This window comes from Peribacillus sp. NPDC058075, from assembly GCF_042885195.1.
Lineage (GTDB): Bacteria > Bacillota > Bacilli > Bacillales > DSM-1321 > Peribacillus.
This window is the reverse complement of the sequence record NZ_JBHVSL010000001.1, coordinates 3,476,001-3,495,405: the sequence shown is the minus strand read 5'-3', so window position 1 is coordinate 3,495,405 and position 19,405 is coordinate 3,476,001. Positions and strand designations below refer to the sequence as shown.

General features: G+C 43.0%; 12 protein-coding genes. 11 read left to right on the top strand and 1 reads right to left on the bottom strand.

Annotation, left to right across the window (positions count from 1 at the left end; genetic code table 11):
• The first annotated feature begins 1 nt into the window (after nucleotide 1).
• From ACFVS1_RS17310 to ACFVS1_RS17285, 6 genes are all read left to right on the top strand, one after another.
• The gene (locus ACFVS1_RS17310; protein WP_352927173.1) at nucleotides 2–1,501 is read left to right on the top strand and encodes a chlorohydrolase family protein; all 1,500 of its coding nucleotides are present in this window, start codon (nucleotides 2–4) and stop codon (nucleotides 1,499–1,501) included.
• Nucleotides 1,502–1,601: 100 nt separating this feature from the next.
• Nucleotides 1,602–3,167 carry a glutathione ABC transporter substrate-binding protein gene (locus ACFVS1_RS17305; protein ID WP_387549029.1) on the top strand — a complete coding sequence of 522 codons (1,566 nt, stop codon included), beginning with the start codon at nucleotides 1,602–1,604 and terminating at the stop codon, nucleotides 3,165–3,167.
• Between the two features lie 339 nt (nucleotides 3,168–3,506).
• Nucleotides 3,507–4,754 carry an amidohydrolase family protein gene (locus ACFVS1_RS17300; RefSeq protein WP_387549028.1) on the top strand — a complete coding sequence of 416 codons (1,248 nt, stop codon included), beginning with the start codon at nucleotides 3,507–3,509 and terminating at the stop codon, nucleotides 4,752–4,754.
• A 24-nt stretch (nucleotides 4,755–4,778) separates the two neighbouring features.
• A complete protein-coding gene (locus ACFVS1_RS17295; protein ID WP_387549027.1) occupies nucleotides 4,779–6,029 on the top strand; it encodes an amidohydrolase in 1,251 nt (416 codons plus the stop codon).
• A gap of 28 nt (nucleotides 6,030–6,057) precedes the next feature.
• On the top strand, nucleotides 6,058–7,305 hold the full coding sequence (locus tag ACFVS1_RS17290; protein WP_387549025.1) for an amidohydrolase: 1,248 nt from the start codon (nucleotides 6,058–6,060) through the stop codon (nucleotides 7,303–7,305).
• A gap of 402 nt (nucleotides 7,306–7,707) precedes the next feature.
• Complete coding sequence (locus ACFVS1_RS17285) at nucleotides 7,708–9,003, top strand: uracil/xanthine transporter (RefSeq protein WP_387549023.1); 1,296 nt, start codon at nucleotides 7,708–7,710, stop codon at nucleotides 9,001–9,003.
• A 244-nt stretch (nucleotides 9,004–9,247) separates the two neighbouring features.
• Here the strand turns inward: ACFVS1_RS17285 and ACFVS1_RS17280 are convergent, their stop codons facing one another.
• On the bottom strand, nucleotides 9,248–10,033 hold the full coding sequence (locus ACFVS1_RS17280) for a response regulator transcription factor (protein WP_352927190.1): 786 nt from the start codon (nucleotides 10,031–10,033) through the stop codon (nucleotides 9,248–9,250).
• A gap of 797 nt (nucleotides 10,034–10,830) precedes the next feature.
• Here ACFVS1_RS17280 and ACFVS1_RS17275 point away from each other — a divergent pair.
• From ACFVS1_RS17275 to ACFVS1_RS17255, 5 genes are all read left to right on the top strand, one after another.
• Nucleotides 10,831–12,294 (top strand): aldehyde dehydrogenase family protein, encoded by a 1,464-nt coding sequence (locus ACFVS1_RS17275; RefSeq protein ID WP_387549021.1) that lies wholly within the window; start codon nucleotides 10,831–10,833, stop codon nucleotides 12,292–12,294.
• Between the two features lie 53 nt (nucleotides 12,295–12,347).
• The gene (locus ACFVS1_RS17270) at nucleotides 12,348–14,663 is read left to right on the top strand and encodes a copper amine oxidase (RefSeq protein ID WP_387549019.1); all 2,316 of its coding nucleotides are present in this window, start codon (nucleotides 12,348–12,350) and stop codon (nucleotides 14,661–14,663) included.
• A gap of 411 nt (nucleotides 14,664–15,074) precedes the next feature.
• Nucleotides 15,075–15,350 carry a heterocycloanthracin/sonorensin family bacteriocin gene (locus tag ACFVS1_RS17265; protein ID WP_352927211.1) on the top strand — a complete coding sequence of 92 codons (276 nt, stop codon included), beginning with the start codon at nucleotides 15,075–15,077 and terminating at the stop codon, nucleotides 15,348–15,350.
• 149 nt (nucleotides 15,351–15,499) lie between these two features.
• Nucleotides 15,500–17,449, top strand: coding sequence for a putative thiazole-containing bacteriocin maturation protein (locus ACFVS1_RS17260; protein ID WP_387549018.1), 1,950 nt, complete (start codon nucleotides 15,500–15,502; stop codon nucleotides 17,447–17,449).
• A complete protein-coding gene (locus tag ACFVS1_RS17255) occupies nucleotides 17,446–19,389 on the top strand; it encodes a TOMM precursor leader peptide-binding protein (RefSeq protein WP_387549016.1) in 1,944 nt (647 codons plus the stop codon). Before ACFVS1_RS17260 ends, ACFVS1_RS17255 begins: the two co-directional genes overlap by 4 nt.
• The last annotated feature ends 16 nt before the right edge of the window (nucleotides 19,390–19,405 follow it).

Genomic DNA, 19,405 nt, shown 5'->3' with positions numbered 1-19,405 from the left:
GATGAAAACCAAGCTTAAAGGAAGATATGTAATTGGGTATGATGGATGCGATCATGTCATTTTGGAAAACGCGGAAATCGTTTATGAAAAAGACACGATTCTGTATGTCGGAAAAAATTATCCAGGAGAAGTGGACGAGGTAATGGATGCCGGTAACGCCATTATCAGTCCTGGTTTCATAGATTTAAATGCATTAGGGGACATTGACCATGATATTTTACATTTTGAAGCCGGTGCCGACAGACAGAAAAATCTTCTCTGGTCAGAGAATTATATAAAAAGCGGACATCCTGAATTAATGACCGAGGAAGAAGAAGCTTTTAAATCACTATATGCTTATTCACAACTCATCCTTCATGGCGTGACGACGGCGATGCCCATTACTTCCGTTTTTTATAAAGGATGGGCGGAAACCTATGATGAATTGGCAGCTGCGGCAGAACATGCCGCTGGATTGGGGTTAAGGATTTACCTTGGCCCGAGTTTCCAATCAGGAATGAGGGTCGTTCAGCCAAACGGGAAAATTAAACTGCATGGGGATGAAAAAGCCGGGGAAGCGGGATTACGGAAAGCGGTCGAGTTTGTAGAAAAATTCGATGGAGCTTATGAAGGCATGGTCAGAGGGATGCTTGCCCCAGAACGTATAGAGTCCCAAACGGCAAATCAATTAAAACAGATTAAATATTACAGCGAAAAATTGGACGTACCGATAAAGCTGCATGCTGCACAAGGAAGTTTTGAATTCAACACCATCTGGAAAGCCCATCATGTTACACCGATCCGATATTTGTACGATCTTGGCTTTCTCGGTCCAAGAACAGGGATCCCGCATGCCCACTTTGTTTCTGGATATAGTAAAGCGAAATATGGACAGGGTGATGACTTGGCGCTGCTTGCTGAAACGAATACAACGGTGATTCATTGCCCTCTGATCATAGGGAGGCATGGGGAGGCGTTGGAATCTTTTGCTAAATATAAACGGGCTGGGATCAATATTGCCCTTGGAACGGACACATTCCCTCCTGATATGTTCCAGAACGTCAGGACAGGCAGCATGCTCTCACGGCTGGTGGAAGGAGAAACGGAAGGCTCTTTCTATGCCGATTTCTTTCGGTCAGCCACACTTGATGCGGCCGCTTTTCTTGGCAGGAACGATTTAGGACGCATCGCAGCGGGGGCCAAGGCGGATATCATCGCGATTGACTTGGACAGCTTTCATATGGGGGTAATCGATGATCCCATTCGAACCATGTTCGTAAGCGGGGCTGGAAGGGACGTTAAATTATCGATCATAAATGGAAAGGTAGTCATGAAGGATCAAATAATCCCCAATCTGGATTTAACGGAAATCAAATATAAGGGACAACAATATTTTAAGAAGATGAGAAGAGGATATATGGAAAGAGATTATCAGGAGCTTCCCGAGAAAGAATTGTTTAAGCCATCATTCAAGGTCGTGGAATCGATAAGCGAGACGGAAGCGATTCATGGCAACAAGTAAAGAAAATGAAAAACATAGTAAAGATATTCGAAAAAAGTAGTCAGAATATTTCCTATAATTAGATAAATGTTCGAAAATTGAAATTGGGAGGTAGAAGACCATGGGGTTAAAACGTGGGACAGGTAAGCTTTTTCTAGTCATGATCATGGGTATCATCATTACGGGCTGTTCTTCTAACAATGATGTAAACACAACGGCAAGTGATCCAAACCGGGCATCAAACGAAGGGGGTACATTGGTCATTGCCCGCTTATCCGACGCCGAGAATTTGGATCAGCAGTTCATGTCCACGATTAACGCCGCTAGCGTCACTCACCATAAAATCTATGAAGGTCTTGTACAACGGGATGAGAATAGTGAGATACAGCCAATGCTAGCAGAAAAATGGAAGCAAATAAATGACACGACCTGGGAATTCAAGCTTAGGGAAGATGTAAAGTTTCATGATGGCACGCCATTTAATGCAGACGCAGTAAAAAAGACGTTTGATCGACTATTAGATCCGAAGGTCGCTTCTCCCAGGGCAGTAGTGTTCGAAATGGTAAAAGAGGTGAAACCGGTTGATGAATTTACCGTGCAATTCATTTTAAAGGAGCCATTTTCCCCTCTTCTTTCCATATTGGCGAATCATGAAGGCGGAATCATCAGTCCGAAAACGATTGAAAAGTATGGCAAAAAGATTATCCAGGAACCGAATGGAACCGGTCCTTTCGTTTTTGATTCATGGTCCCCAGGCCAGGAAATCATATTGACGAAAAACGACAGCTATTGGGGAGACGAGCCAAAAGTGGACAAGGTCATCTTCAAGGTCGTCCCGGAAGACTCCACGAGGATATCGATGATTGAAACCGGTGAAGCGCAAATCGCAGAGCCTCTTCCTGTAGCTATCATGGACCAGGTTGAATCTTCACCGGCAATGGATGTTTACCGCAGTGAAGGGTATGGTACCGAATATTTAGGCTTCAATGTCAATAAAGAACCGTTCAATGATGTAAAGGTCCGTAAAGCCATCGCCCATGCTATTGAAATGGACTCGATCATCAAGGGTGTCTTTAATAATGTGGGAGTGAAGGCGAACTCCTTGATGGGCTCTAAAGTATTCGGGTACAACGAAGATCTCGAAGCCTATGATTACAACCTGAAGGAAGCGAAGAAACTGATGGCCGAAGCTGGATATTCAGAAGGCCTTGATGCAACCATCCTGACAATGGACAGTAAAGAAAGAGTTAACTTGGCCGAGGTCCTGCAATCCCAACTAAAAGGTATCGGGATTAATTTGAAGGTACAGGTGATGGAGTACGGTTCGTTCGTGGAACAAGTGAATAAAGGACAATCGGAAATGTTCATCATCAGTTGGAGAAACGCGACCGGGGATGCTGATTATAATCAATATAATCTTTTTCATACGGAATCTCAGGGGGCGGCCGGCAATACATTCTTTTACAGCAATCAAAAGGTTGATCGTTTAATAGACGCCGCCAGGAAGGAAAAAGAAGAAGAGAAGCGCAAAGACCTTTACGCAGAGGCACAGGAAATCGAGATGGGCGACACCCCGTATATTCCTGTAAGGGTTATAGAAAATGTTGCTGCAGTCGCGAAAGATGTAAAAGGATTTTCAATCAGCCCTTCAGGCTATCTGGAGATAAATGACGTAACGATAAAGTGATGCAGTTTGTAGACGAAAGGAGTTCGGAAAACAATCTTAAAATTCGTGAACGGTCGAATAAAGTGCCTCAACGGTCGAAAAAAGTGCTGGGTAGGTCGAATACTGTGCGTGAACGGCCGAATAAAGTATGGTTTAGGTCGATAAACTGCGTGAACGGCCTAAAACAGTGCAGCGTTTGTCTACAGTCTGAAAGGGTTCATCCATTATAGGGTGAGCCTTTTCTTTGACACAATAAGTAAAAATAACATAAAAACGAGTAAAAATTCTGAAATGATTTGCTGAACTTTAAAACTATAATGAAAGTGATGCATATTCAATCTGAATGGAAGGGTGAGTTTAATGTCTCAATCGTATTGGTTGACGAATGTACGCTTGGAAAATGGTTTTACTTATAATGAAAATGAAACGATCACCGGCACTGAAACCGGTCATTACCACATCAAGATTGAAAATGGAAAAATAACCTCCATTTTATTGGCGAAAGAATCGATAACGGATCAGGACCCGCAGCATGATGTTCACGGTCTCCTGATGGTCCCCTCGTTTAAGGAAATGCATATCCACATTGATAAAACGTATTATGGCGGTCCGTGGAAGGCTTGCCTGCCTGCCATTAATGGCGTGAAAACCCGGATAGAGGAAGAGCAGGTTTTACTGCCAGCATTATTGCCTACCGCTAAAGTAAGGGCAGAAAAAATGCTGGATTTATTATTGGACTTCGGATCTACCCATATTCGCACACATTGCAACATCGACCCCGTTATAGGACTGAAAAACTTAGAGGCCACCATTCAAGCACTGGAAGGATATAGTGATAAATTGACGTATGAGATCGTCGCATTCCCGCAGCATGGACTATTACGCAGCAATTCCGTCGGTTTGATAAGGGAGGCCATGAAGAATGGCGCGAATCTGGTAGGCGGCGTCGATCCCGCCACCATTGATGAAAACATAGAGCGGTCACTTGAAACGATCATGGATATCGCGGTTGAATACAATTCCGATATCGATGTCCATTTACATGATCCGGATCATCTTGGACTCTTCACGATGCAGCGCCTCGCTTCACTGACGGAAGACGCAGGCTGGCAAGGAAGGGTAACGGTTAGCCACGCCAGCGGTTTGGCAGATCTTTCAGTCCCGGAGGCAGCGGGCATAGCCGAAAGGTTTTCGGAAACAGGAATATCGATTACATCCACAGTGCCGATCTTCAGGACGATCCCCATCCCCCTGCTTCATGAAAAAGGGGTGAAAGTTGAATTGGGTAATGACAGCATCACTGATCATTGGACACCTTTTGGCATCGGGGACAATTTGGAAAAGGCCGGTCGCCTTGCAGAAAGGTTTCGCATGATTGAAGAACGTTCCTTAGCGCAAAGCCTGCAATTCATAACAGGAGGGAAGACCCCATTAAACCAGGCCGGGGTCAAGGCATGGCCTAATGTCGGGGATGAGGCGAATATCGTGTTGCTTGATGCCAGCTGTTCTGCGGAAGCTGTGGCTAGAAGGGCAAAGCGTGCCGCTGTCATCTTCAGGGGCAATGTTGTTAGCGGATCTATTTCATCTTTTGAGACGACAGGTGTTTAATCTTCTATTAAAGAGAGTGATTTGATGAATGAAGCATACTGGCTTACAAACGTTACACTTGATAGTGGATTTGTTTTTAAGGATGGACGAATTGATCGGACGCAAACAGCTACATACAACATGTATATAAAAAATGGGATCATAAAGGATTTGCAAGTGGCTTCAACTATGTCTTTAAAAACGGTTGGTCCCGTTCTCGACGCGAGAAAGCTGCTTGCACTTCCTCCTTTTAAAGAGATGCATAACCATCTTGACAAGACTTATTTAGGACTGCCATGGAAATCATGCACTCCGGTTCCGAACTTAATCGAACGATTAAAGTTAGAAGCAAAAGAGCTTGCTGAACTGGCTGAAACCGGACGGCTCCGGGCTGAACGGATGCTTCAATTATTGTTAAGCGGCGGGGCAACACATGTAAGGACGCATGTTAACATCGATCCGTACATCGGTATGAAGAACTTGGAGGAAATTCAAAAGGCGCTAAGTAGTTTCAGAGGGAAAATGACATACGAGATCGTCGCATTCCCTCAGCATGGACTGCTAAGAACGAATTCAAAAGGGTTGATGAGACAAGCGATGAAAGAAGGGGCGTCTTTGGCGGGCGGCCTGGATCCTGGCGGCGTGGATAATAATATAGAAGCTTCCCTATATGAAATGGTCGATTTGGCCGTTGAATTTGATGCGGATATTGATATTCATATTCATGATCCCGGTCATCAAGGTTTATATACGATAAAGAAACTCGCTTCTTTGATCGATGAAGCAGGGTGGAAAAACAGAGCGGCCATCAGTCATGCTTTTGCACTTGGTGATGTTTCAATAGGAGAATCAAATGAACTGGCCAGTGAATTATCAAAACTGGGGATAGCGATCATGTCTACAGTTCCGATCAACAGGGTCATTCCCCCGATTGATTCACTGCATGAAAAAGGTGTCCATGTTGCTCTCGGATGCGATGGCTTTTATGACTCCTGGTCCCCGTTCGGTACAGGGGATATGCTGGAAAAGGCAGGCCGATTGGCCGAGAGGTACAACTGGAAGGACGAGTATGCATTGTCCCAATCGCTCCAATTCATTACGGGAGGGATCAAGACACTGGACCCTGAAGGAAATCGTTTATGGCCGAATGTGGGAAATGACGCTAGTATGGTTTTTGTGGATGCATCTTGCGCTGCCGAGGCAGTTGCCAGGAGATCGGAGCGTGCTGCGGTTATAGTCAATGGAGATCTGGTATACGGCGGACTCGATCGCGAATCTGCCTTGAAGTCGAATTGAAGGTCTATTTCAAGAAGGGATGAAGATCATGAATACAATCTATTGGTTAAAGAATGTTCGTTTGGAATGTGGTTTCAAGAAAGAGAATGAAAGAGTTACAGGAACGATGACCGGGCTATTTCATCTGTTGATGGAGGATGGAAGGATTGCGAAGATTGTCAAAGATGGGGAAGCCATACATGATGATTTAGCGGTGGAGGATGCAAAAGGGTTGCTGGCGTTACCATCCTTTATCGAAAAGCATGTTCATCTTGATAAGACACTGATGGGGGATGTTTGGAGAGCGTGCACTCCTTCTTCAAGTGTCATTGAACGCTTTGAAAATGAGAAGCGGGTTCTGCCTTCCATTGCAACAAGCACATGTAAACGTGCAGAATCCTTACTGGAAATCCTTTTAGCTTCCGGCTCTGCACATATACGGACGCATGTTGATATTTATCCTGAAGCGGGATTGCAAAACTTAGAGCAAGTGCAGCAGGCGCTTGCTGGCTATTCTCATAGACTCAGTTCAGAAATAGTCGCATTTGCGCAGCACGGATTGTTGCGGTCCGGTTCAGTCCAACTTGTCAGGGAGGCATTGCGAAACGGGGCAGGAATCGTCGGGGCGGTCGATCCAGCAACAGTCGATAACAATATTGAAGCATCGCTGGTTCAATTGATGGATTTAGCAGTGGAAGCGAACGCTGATGTGGACTTGCATTTGCATGATCCAGGCCATCTGGGCACGTTCACCATGAAACGCTTGGCAGCTCTGACCAAGCAGGCGGGTTGGGAAGGCAGGGTAGCATTAAGCCATGCTTTCGGTATCGGGGACGTATCCAAGGAAGAAGCCTATGATTTGGCTGACATTCTTAGGGATGCGGGGATTTCCATCGTCACCAGTGTCCCTATTAACAGGCAGATGCCCCCTGTTGATTTATTACATGAAAGAGGGGTTGAAGTATCAGTAGGAAATGATAATATCTTTGATGTATGGTCCCCTCTTGGGAATGGTGACATCTTGGAGAGAGCAGGAAGGCTCGCAGAACGTTTCAAATGGATTGATGAAGTTTCACTTTCCCGGACACTCGGGTATATAACCGGCGGAAGGACCCCATTGGACGAAAAGGGTAACCAGGTATGGCCGAAAGCGGGAGATGCCGCAAGTCTGGTGTTAATTGACGCAAGCTGTTCTGCAGAGGCAGTAGCCAGGCGTTCTGAACGTAAAGCAGTCATTTATAAAGGAAACGTAGTTTCCGGTTCACTGTCTAAACAAAAGCAGTCAATTGAACGGTAAGACTAATCGAAAAAGGATTTCCGGATACTTCCGGATTTCCTTTTTCGTTTTGGTTATGGAACGGCTTCCGCTTCCATGTACTTTTACTTACTTATGTTATATGCTGTGGAAGTGATTTTTTTCTATATTGGACTCCGTTCCGTGTCATTGTCGTTATTACACAAATATATTTTAAGCAGACTCGCTTATCCCTGTCCATTTGCCTTGCAGCCTTAGTCAAGCCAACAAATTAGCTGGGAGCCGCAGTCTTTGTTACTATTAATGGTAACGTTATCATATCGCATGCCCCGTCCGGGGACCGCGTTTATTAGCATGGTGCTGTCTTATCGCCTTTTTCAATGGAAGGGCAATTGAAATTAACCATGAGCTTCAAAAGTATCATGTTCAAAGGAGATGGAATCTATGAAAAGTTGGAGTTCTTCTGTGACTCTATTTTCTTCTTTTCAATGGTTGTTTTTTATTTTTGCAAATACGGTAGTAGTGCCCATATCGATTGGCGCAGCTTTTGATCTTCCTCCCGATGTTACGGAAATGACCATGAGAAGCTCGCTCATTTTCACCGGGATCGCTTGTGTGTTTCAGGGGTGGAAGGGGCATAAGTATCCACTTATGGAAGGTCACTCCGGTCTATTGTGGGGAGTGATGTTGAATTTAGGGTTATCAGCACCATCCATAGGGCTCGGTTATGCAGAGGTAGGAGGGGGAATTGCTACTGGCCTCATTGCAGCTGGTGTCGTGACCCTCATTATTGCTGCCTTCAACCTGATTTCTTATGTCCAGAAGATTTTTACCCCCATGGTCATGACGGTTTATTTATTCCTTCTGACATTCCAGCTCATCTTTGTTTTTTTCAAGGGGATGCTGGGGATTACGGATAATGGGGAAATTAACATCCCGGTCAGTTTCCTATCAGTGGGGATTGTACTTTTAGTAAGTATATTAAAGATAAAAGGACCAAGGACCATAAGCAATTTCTCCATATTGATCGGGATTATGGTGGGATGGATTTTTTACGAGCTGTTATTTCCGGAGGCGGGGGGAGAAATGGGATCGACGGGTGCCGCTTTTTCATTTTTCCCATTAGGTGCTCCAAACCTGGAATTCGGGATCATAGCGATATCCTTTTTTGCAGGATTACTGAATTTGTGCAACACATTCGCTTCCATTCAAGCCGCATCGGAATTAATCGGTGATGAAGCTGAACACAAGCAGTATCGAAATTCTTTATTCATGACTGGCGGTTTTACCATTTTCGCTCCGTTGCTTGGCCTTGTTCCGTATACACCTTTTACTTCATCCATCGGATTTTTGCAGAGCACTCAAATCTATGAGCGGAGGCCCTTCTTGCTTGGAGGCATGTTATTGGCCATAATTGGGCTCATTCCTCCTTTCATCGCTTTCCTGGCCACCATGCCGATAACAGTCGGGAATGCAGTATTGTTTGTTGCTTACCTTCAGCTGTTCGGTACGGCTTTCAATAGCCTCAAGGGTCAGCATTTCACTTCAGACACGATATTCAGGCTTGCCGTACCAGTATTGATTGGAGTGAGCTTGATGAACATCCTGCCAAATGCATTTTCGAACGTTCCCACGCTTTTACAGCCATTTTTGACGAATGGGCTCATAATGGGCGTATTGATATCAATCGTGCTGGAAAAATCGGTGAACTGGAATCGTTATGAACAGCTGCAGAACTAATTGGAAAGAGTGATGTGTGGATTCTTATTAAAGATTCTATACAGCCTTCTTATATTTTGAAAAGACATGGAGAAACGCCTGATTGGATACGGCAGTACATAAGTGATTCTCCCATCAATAAGGGGGGCAATCTTTATAATAAGGATTTTTTCATTGTAAATGATTAACAAAAAAATTATTTGTAAGGCAATTAATATGAAAACCAGAAGGGTGTTGGGGACCTTCTGGTTTTTTTTGATTGTGTTTAAGGTTTAACAATTTTATAGCATAAACTTGTTCGGTTTGAGACATCAAACTTTCTATAAAGATTTTGCAAATGTTTTTTTACTGTATTAACACTAATAAATAGTTCGCTGGCAATGGTGATATTGGTATGCCCTTTTAGAACCAGTTGTAATATTTCTGCTTCTTTTAATGTTAAATCTGGTTGTCTGAGATCTTGAGAACTAGCCAGAATCTTATTTTTCAAAGGATTAATTAAGTTTTCTTTGGCAACGCTTACAGAAAGATGAGGGAAATCGCTTGTTTTTTGCGATAAGAACCTAGAAATAACCTCTAAACACATAATATCGGATGTACTAAAAGGCTTCTCCTTTTTGGATCTAACGAAATTCAGAACACCTTTAATACTGTTTCTATCATATAAAAAAACACTCACATCATAATAAAATCCATATTTTAACATGAAATCATTGTAGTATACACTTTTTTCATATAATTCAGGCGGAAGTAAATCAAGGTTTTTTATAACAGTTTGTTTAATTCCTTTTTGCATATTATATTTTGGGACCAGCAAATCTAATTGATAAAAGTTATTAAGATAATCATCCATAACATATTTCTCTATATTTAACGTAATAGGTTCGAACAAGTCATTATTATCATCACATAACCAAAAAATAGATTGGCAGTAACCAAATAAATTTTCAAAGGTCTGTAGTACTTTTTCACGGAAATTTTCATTAGTAAAAGTAATTTCATCCATAAAAGATAAAATTTTTTTGTAGCTGGGGTTAGACATATCCTTCATAGGCTTTCCTCCATATTAATTTTTTTTGATTATATAACATTTTAAAATAAAATGAATTACTTTTTGATATAAAATGACCCATTTGGGTAATAGTAAATTTTCTGATTTTTCTGGATAATATAAAATAATTAATGTAATAGTTAATAAATTAGAAAGACTTTTTAAAATTAACCTAAGGAGATGAAAGAAAAGGAAGTGTGTGTGGTAGGAAAATAAACATCTCATCCAAACTGAATAAGTGGATGCGTAGTACATTTTTGAGTTATTGATTTAAGGTTAATTGAAGGAGAGTATTGGTTTTTAATATAACGTTTTTGTAACGGTTGTTAATTTTTTTGGTATGTTTATATGTTTTTTAGAGTTACTAATTACTCTATCTCTTTAAAAAAATCAATAAAATAATGAAGAGGTATGCATTCATGTACAATTCAGAAATTGAAACGCTAACTCGTGCTGAAATAGAAGCACTATAAATGAGCAGATTTCAGACTATATTATGACATATCTATCTGAATATAGAGTTTATCGTAAGAAGTTTAAAGAGCTAGGGATTACTCCTGTGACATTCATTTTTAATGGATGCTATTTACCAAAAACAAGAATTTAGAATTCATTATCCATGTTGAAAAATCAAAAAAATGTAATCGCTTTCCAACGCTGCGTGTAAACAAAGTTAGGAGCTTTTAGCTTATTCAAGATACGCATCACATAAGGAAACCTAGCAACCTATGTTTTTCAAAATTGTATGGTTAGTAATTTCGAAGTTTTATCAAAAAAATAAATAAGAGGTGGAGAAAATGAAAAAATATCAACTATTTATCGATGGAAAATGGACGGATTCACTCTCAGGAGAAACATTTGAAACGATTAATCCTGGCACAGGAGAAGTTCATGCCCTTGTTTCACAAGGGGGCGAGGAAGATTTAAACCATGCAGTTAAAGCAGCTCGAAAAGCGTTCGAATCCGGACCATGGGCGACTATGTCTCCTTGTGACCGAGGTAGACTTCTGTATAAAGCGGCTCAGAAAATGTGGGAGAATTCAGACCTTTTAGCGGAAGTAGAATCAAAAGATAATGGTTTACCAATCAATGAAACCAAGCATATAGCGCTTCCTTCCACCATAGATGTACTGGAGTTCTATGCAGGACTTGCAAATAAGGTTCAGGGTGATACATTAGCATCACCTCACAATCGTTTCAACTACACACTAAAAGAACCATTAGGTGTAATTGGCGCCATTGTCCCTTGGAACTTTCCTTTAATGCTGACGATGTGGAAATTAGCTCCTGCTTTAGCTGCTGGAAATACTATTGTTATTAAGCCAGCAAAAGAAACATCAACAAGTATTTTAGAACTGGCTAAACTGTTCCAAGAAGTCGGTATTCCTGATGGGGTGATTAATATCGTACCCGGTCCAGGTTCAACCGTGGGATCTGGTTTAGCTTCTCATCCAGACGTCGATAAAATTGCTTTTACGGGGTCAACGGACACGGGTCGCTTAATTATGCAAGCAGCTACAAAAAACTTGAAACCAGTTTCGTTAGAACTGGGAGGGAAATCACCTAACATTGTATTTGACGATGCCACTCTTGAAGATGCAGTTAATGGAGCGATGTTTGGCATTTACTTTGCACAAGGTCAAGTTTGTGCTTCTGGTTCTCGTTTATTTGTTCAAGAAAGTATTTATGATAAATTTATGGATCTTTTTGCTAGTAAAGTACAATCAATACGGGTAGGAAATCCCCTTGAAGCGACAACACAAATGGGTCCACAAGTTTCCGCACAACAGTTAAAGACGATTGAAAAGTATGTAGCGGTTGGTCTTGAAGAAGGTGCGGAATTAGTGACAGGTGGCCAAAGAGGCAAGAAAAATGGATATTATTTCACACCTACCATCTTTGGAGATGTAACCAACGAAATGACAATTGCGCGTGAAGAAATATTTGGACCAGTTGTGTCGGTTATTCGCTTCAAAGATGAAGAGGATGCTCTACGACAAGCAAATGATACTATTTACGGTTTAGCTTCAGGGATATGGACCAATGACTTAAAAAGAGCTCATCGTATGGCGCGTGGTATCCAAGCAGGAACTGTCTATGTGAATACGTACAGTATGCTAGATAGTACAACTCCTTTTGGAGGAATGAAACAAAGTGGATTTGGTAGAGAATTAGGGGTACAAGCCATGGATATGTATACACACTCAAAGAGTGTATGGATTGATTTAGGTGAAAAAGGCTTAAATTGGTACGGTGGCTAAGACTATTAATTAGCTAATGAAAGTTGAAAATAAATAATGAAAGGAAACATTCTATGAAAACAAAGCAAAGAACTTTCAAAGCAGCAATTATTGTAATAACTGCACTAACTTTCATATTCTCTCCTTATTCACTAATTCATAATAACGATGCTTCTGCTCATGGCGGTGAAGTGGAATTAATTAAGCTGGAAACAGCTTTAGAAGGTACTGGTGCAACTGTTAAATCTGATTTTTGGAGTTTTTTTACAAAAAAAATCACCATCGAAAAAGATGATACGGTCATAAAAATAATACCTGATTCTGATAAAGCGTATATTAATGGAAAAGCGATTACACTTGAATCAAACGTGATAGAAAAAGATGAGAAAATCTACGTAACTGATCATTTTGTGAATGAAGTTCTCCCTGACATCAAGCAAACAGCTAAAATAAAAGAAGCTTATCATCCTTTAGATCCTTTAACTCCTAAAGAAATTAAAGCGGTGGTTAATGTAATCAAAGAGGCAGGGAAATATAAAGATACTCTTCGTTTTACAGAAATTACACTGAAGCTTCCCGAAAAAAAGAAAGTGTGGGAGTGGGAGTACGATAAAGAGAAAAAAGACAACGCATTTGCAAGAAAAGCAGAGTTCATTGCATTGAATGGCAAACAAGTTATTGAGGGTGAAGTGAATATATCATCAAAAAAACTAGTTTCATGGAATGAAATGGACGGCGTTCATGGCATGTTAATTCTGGATGATTTTGCTACTGTTCAAGGAGCGATTGAAGCAAGTGAAGACTATGCAAAAGCGCTAAAAAAGCGGGGGATAGATGACCCTAAAAAGGTCGTTGCGACCCCATTGACAGTAGGTTATTTCGATGGTGAAGATAAATTGGAGCATGATAAGCGTCTATTGAAAATAGTATCTTATTTGGATACAGGTGATGGGAATTTTTGGGCGCATCCTATTGAAAATTTGGTCGCTGTTGTAGATCTTGAAAAGAAAGCGGTTATTAAAGTAGAAGATGAAGGTGTCATTCCAATCCCGATGCAATTAAACGCATATGATGGTAGAGATTATGAGAAGAAATCCGATGTAAAACCGCTTAACATTACCGAGCCTGAAGGAAAGAACTATGAAATAAAAGGAAATACGATTAGCTGGCAAAACTGGGATTTCCACTTGCGATTGGATACTCGGGTAGGACCTGTGTTATCAACCGTTACTTATGATGATCATGGGAAAAAAAGAAAAATCATGTATGAAGGATCGCTGGGTGGGATGATAGTTCCTTACGGAGATCCTGACGTTGGCTGGTACTTCAAGTCCTATTTGGATGCTGGTGAATATGGAATGGGCACATTAACTGCACCGCTAGAACTTGGAGCTGACGTACCAGAAAACGCCGTGCTGCTAGATGCAACAATTGCAGATAACTCGGGCAATCCTTACGTTATTAAAAATGCCATTGCAGTATTTGAACAATATGCGGGGCCAGAATATAAACATGCCGACCTTGCGACATTTAAAGAAGAAAATCAAAGCCGTGAACGCCGTGAATTAGTGGTTCGCTGGGTTAGTACAATAGGGAACTATGATTATATCTTTGATTGGAAGCTATCACAAAATGGAATAATTAATATTGATGTAGGAGCATCCGGTATTGAAGCAGTAAAAGGTGTTAAATCAAAAACAATGCATGACAAAACTGCAAAAGAGGATACAAAATATGGTACTTTGCTTGATAATAATATTGTCGGAACCACTCACCAGCACATTTACAATTTCAGGCTTGACCTAGATGTTGATGGCGAAAGTAATTCCCTAATGGAAATTAATCCAAAGGTAGAAAAAAATCAAGAGGGCGGTCCACGCAAAAGTGTTATGGTAACAGAAGAAAAAACAGTAAAGACGGAGCAAGAGTCGATTCAAAAATTTGATTCTTCCACTATTCGACTGTTCAGTAATCTTAATAAGGAGAATAAGGTAGGAAATCCTGTTTCCTATCAAATCATCCCTTTTGCAGGAGGCACTCACCCGATTGCCAAAGGAGCCTTATTTAGTGATGATGACTGGCTTTTTAAGCGAGTTAACTTTATGGACAAGCAGTTGTGGGTCACAAATTATGACCCGGATGAGCGATATCCGGAAGGTAAATATCCGAACCGCAGCAAAACAGATACAGGATTAGGACAATATTCGGCAGACAACGGTTCCATTGACAATACAGATAATGTGGTATGGATGACCACAGGTGCAACTCATATAGCACGAGCTGAAGAATGGCCAATGATGCCAACGGAATGGGTACACGCCATGTTAAAACCGTGGAATTTCTTTGATCGAACTCCAACATTAGATTTACCAAAAGAAAATTCAAAGTGATTAAGTAAAGTCCTTGTATAAGTTAGTGCAAGGGCTTTATTTTGTTTCGAAGCAAGATTGAATTTCATACATTAATTGTTTGGAGTAGTATCGTAATTCATAGATGAGAAGGATATTGAGGTTCTATGTTTCTAACTAGCACCAGACCCCTTTTCGAGTTGATAAGCTAAGCTCCTATCCTTGGCTTGCCAACTTAGTTCCAGGTTCTTTCAGCTTTGTTTCGAAGTTTTTCATTTGCACTAAGCCACATAAGATTCAATAAAAATAGGCATTTGAATCAGTGGCAATACCCACTCCCCTGACATATTTTGTTGGAGGAAGTATTTGACGTGGTATCAATTCCCTGACCATTTCGTTCAGATTTCCTGTTCTAAGCACTACCTTATAAATAATAAACGGAGGTTATATAATATGTATGAATTTCAAAATCAATTGCAAAACCTGTATGTCGATGATTTCCAGGTAACTCAGCCAGTTCCTTGGGATCAAAGCCAGATCCAGCCAGGATATTCTGCTGACGATTCCCGACTCATTGGTTTCGGTTTTGGTTGTTTTGGTTGCCTTGGTTGCTTTATTGGGGGCTGTGGGTTCGGTCGTTGCGGAGGTTGTGGGTTCCGTTGCGGAGGTTGCGGAGGCTGCGGACGCTGCGGAGGTTGCGGCGGTCGTTGCGGACGTTGCGGCGGTTAAGTATCCAGATTTACTAAAGGAAGTCCCTGCATGTACAGGGACTTTTCTTTATTGTATTAGACATAAGGGACAAATTGTTGTACATAGGATTAAAGTGAAGTGCTGTGCTAATAGCAGTACTTAAAATGCATCGGGTTAGGAGGAGCGGAATGGTGAATTTGACCCCTTCTATGCGTTTGAAAGTGAAGAGAGATACGTTTTTTCTTCCGGAACCGAATAGAGGTGTGTATTTCAGGAATAACATAAGTTCGTTCCGTATGGAGGGCGGCTCGATCGTCCAGTGGATTGAAAAGCTATTACCGATGTTCAACGGAAACCATACATTGAGCGAGTTGACGGATGGATTGCCTGGCCCATACCGGAACAGGGTGATGGAAATTGCCGAGGTTTTGTACGGCAATGGGTTTGTACGGGATGTAAGTCAGGACAGTCCCCATCAATTGAGGAATCAAGTACTTGAAAGGTATGCTTCACAAATCGAGTTCCTGGAAAGCTGCGGCGATTCCGGGGCTTACCGTTTTGAAACTTATCGAAAGAAAAAGGCGTTGGCCATAGGCTCTGGCCCATTGTTCCTTTCATTGGTGTCCTCGCTGTTGGAATCCGGATTGCCCGCATTCCAAATCTTCATTACGGACACGGTACCGACCAATAGAAAAAGATTGAATGAAATCGTGGCGCATGCGCGTAAGACGGACGACGAGGTTTCCATAGGGGAGGTCGTGCTTGAAAAGGGAGAAGAGATTGAATGGCAGGAAATCGTGCAGCCTTTTGACACAATTATATATGTGTCACAAGAGGGTGATATAGAGGAGTTAAGAGAACTTCATTCGGTTTGCAGGCAAGGGAAAAAGATCCTGTTTCCTGCATTGATCATCAATCAAGTAGGCATGGCTGGTCCGCTTGTCCATCCGGATTCCAAGGGGTGTTGGGAGTCAGCCTGGCATCGTTTACATCAAGCTGAGCTGGAAAAGAACCAGGCACCATCTTCCTTTTCAGCGACAGCCGGAGCGATGTTGGCCAATATCGTGGTATTCGAATGGTTTAAAGAGGCTACAGGCGTTACGACTGCAGAACAAGCCAATCATTTTTATCTGTTGGATATGGATACAATGGAGGGAAAATGGCATCCATTCATTCCCCATCCGGGAGTGACGGGAAAGGGGACTGCTGCATGGATTGAAGATTTTGATCAGCGGCTCGAACAGAAATCGGAACCGAGTAAGCCGGGTAAGGTGTTTATGTATTTCAGCCGATTGACATCCTCGGAATCCGGGATTTTTCATCGTTGGGATGAGGGAGATTTAAAACAGCTGCCGTTGGCCCAATGCCGAGTTCAGGTTGTTGATCCGCTGTCGTCCGGTCCGGCCGAACTGCTGCCCGAAATCATCCGTTCAGATCTGACGCATGAGGAAGCGAGAAGGGAATGCGGTTTTTCAGGAGTTGAAGCATATGTATCCCGAACACTCAGCCAGCTCATTCCGACTCTTACACCGCTTCAGGGGGCAGAAGATATAAAGGAGTCAGTCGTCGGTATCGGAGCAGGGGAAACATTTGCTGAATGTGTATGCCGTGGGCTGCAAAGCTATTTGGATAAAGAGCTTGACAATAAGCGTTTTAACCAGGAGAAACTCGTGTCGGTGCAGTTGGCTCAAGTGGAAGATGAACGCTGCAGGTATTATCTACAAGCGCTGACCCGTCTGCAAGGAGAACCGATCATCGAGTTGGGTGAGGAAGTGTCCGGTTTCCCGGTAGTTTGGGCAGGAACGAGCGACGGCTGGTCCGGAGCTGTCGGTTTGAATGTAACGATCGCATTACGGAACGCGTTGCAAAAGGCCGTCATGAAAGTCCAAAACCAGACCGTTTGCCTCACAGCTCCAGATTTAGTGGCATCGCCTGTTCTTAAGGAAGAAAAGCCCTTGAATCTTGTGATTCCTTCGTGCGGGGTGACAGGGTATTCCGAGATATTAAAGTCCGCCATTCAAGTCTTGAAGAAGAATAAGAAGCGAATCTTCGTATTCGAATTAGAGTTGGAAACTTTCTTGAAGGAAGAAATGGCAGGAGTGTTTGGGGTGCTTTTGCGAGAGGAGGAATCAGGGTGAAAACTGACGTATTGGTTGTCGGGGAAGGAGTGCTGGCCGACTATGTTCATGGGGACCTGTCCGGCCAATATCAGGTGAATCGCCAAACCGATTTCGAGGCAGGAATACCGCAAAAGACGGCTATGGTCCTTCTGCTGCAAGATGCCTGGAATCCAGCTGTCCATTTAAAGGCGGAAGAGGTGATAAGGCAAGCGGGCGTTCCATGGCTGCGGGGGTTCGTTTCATTTGGAGAGGGAGTGATAGGTCCGTTGGTGCTCCCGGATGTTCCTGGCTGCTCACAATGTGCGGACCAAAGGCATCTCATGGCTGGGCGTGATCGAAAAGAAATGTGGGAAATCCGCAAACAGCTTGAGGAAAATGGGGGGATGGATCGTGATGCGGCTGCATCACGCACAGGCCTTTTACAGATGGCCCACTTGATTTGTGCAGAGGTAAGGAGGGCGATGAAAGGAGAACGCGCCTGTTCGGAAGGTAGTGTATCAATCATCAACTTGAAAACGCTGAATGGCTCGTGGCACTCATTTTTACCAGATCCATTGTGTCTGGTTTGCTCAACATTACCTGATGACTCGAAGGAGCGTGCCAGGATTACGTTACAGCCAAGTCCGAAAATCAGTCCCGACAGTTACCGTACCCGTTCAATGGAAGACCTGAATAAAGTTCTGGCCAAAGATTACTTGGACCATCGCACAGGTTTCTTGAATAATAAAATGATCGACCTTGTGCCGCCATTTGCCGATGTAAGTGTTAATTTGCCTTTATTCATAGGAGATGAGGGGGCGGCAGGCCGTACTCTCTCATATGCGGCCAGTGAGATGACGGCCATATTGGAGGGATTGGAAAGATATTGCGGTATGGAGCCCCGCGGTAAACGGACAGTCATACATGACAGTTACAACAACCTTAAGGATTTTGCGCTCGATCCGATCAGGATAGGGGTACACTCGAAGGAAAATTATGCACAGCGGGATTTCCCGTTTCAACCGTTTAATCCTGACCGCTCGATAGATTGGGTATGGGGCCACTCATTTTTGCAAGAGCGGCCGATCTTGGTCCCGGAATTGCTTTCCTATTACAGCTTGGGCTGCGGTCATGGGTTTGTCTATGAAACTTCCAATGGCTGTGCTTTAGGGGGAAGCTTGGAGGAGGCCATTTTCTACGGCATCATGGAAGTGGTCGAACGTGATTCGTTTCTTCTGACCTGGTATGCGCAGCTGCCGCTCACACGTCTTGACCCTTATTCTGCAAATGATAAAGAACTGGAATTGATGATTGACAGGGCGAGGGCGGCAGCGGGGTATGATATCCATTTGTTTAATTCGACCATGGAACATGGTATCCCGAGCGTATGGGCTTTGGCTAAAAACAGGAAACAAAAAGGATTGAATATCATATGTGCGGCAGGGGCCCATCTGGACCCGATCCGGGCCGTGAAAAGCGCGGTCTTCGAGTTGGCTGGCATGATGCTGACACTTGACGATAATTTGGAAGAGAATCTGGATGAGGTTGAGAAAATGCTGCATGATTCTTCACTGGTACGGAAAATGGATGATCATGGCATGCTGTACGGTTTACCGCAAGCCGAAGAGCGACTGCAGTTTTTGCTTGATGATGACCGCCCGATGCGAACATTCGCTGAAGAATACGGGGAAAAGGTGAACCATCCGGACTTGACGGAAGACTTGCAGGAAATCCTTCAGGAGTTTCGCCGATTGCAACTCGAGGTGATTGTGGTGGATCAGACGACACCGGAAATTGCACGAAATGGATTACATTGCGTGAAAGTGCTGATACCGGGGATGCTGCCGATGACATTCGGCCATCATCTTACCCGCATAACGGGGCTTGAGAGAATACTGAGGGTTCCGATGGAACTTGGATATGCTGAACGGCCGCTTGATTTCGGACAGCTCAATCCGCATCCGCATCCTTTTCCATAATCGGTGATTTAGGAGG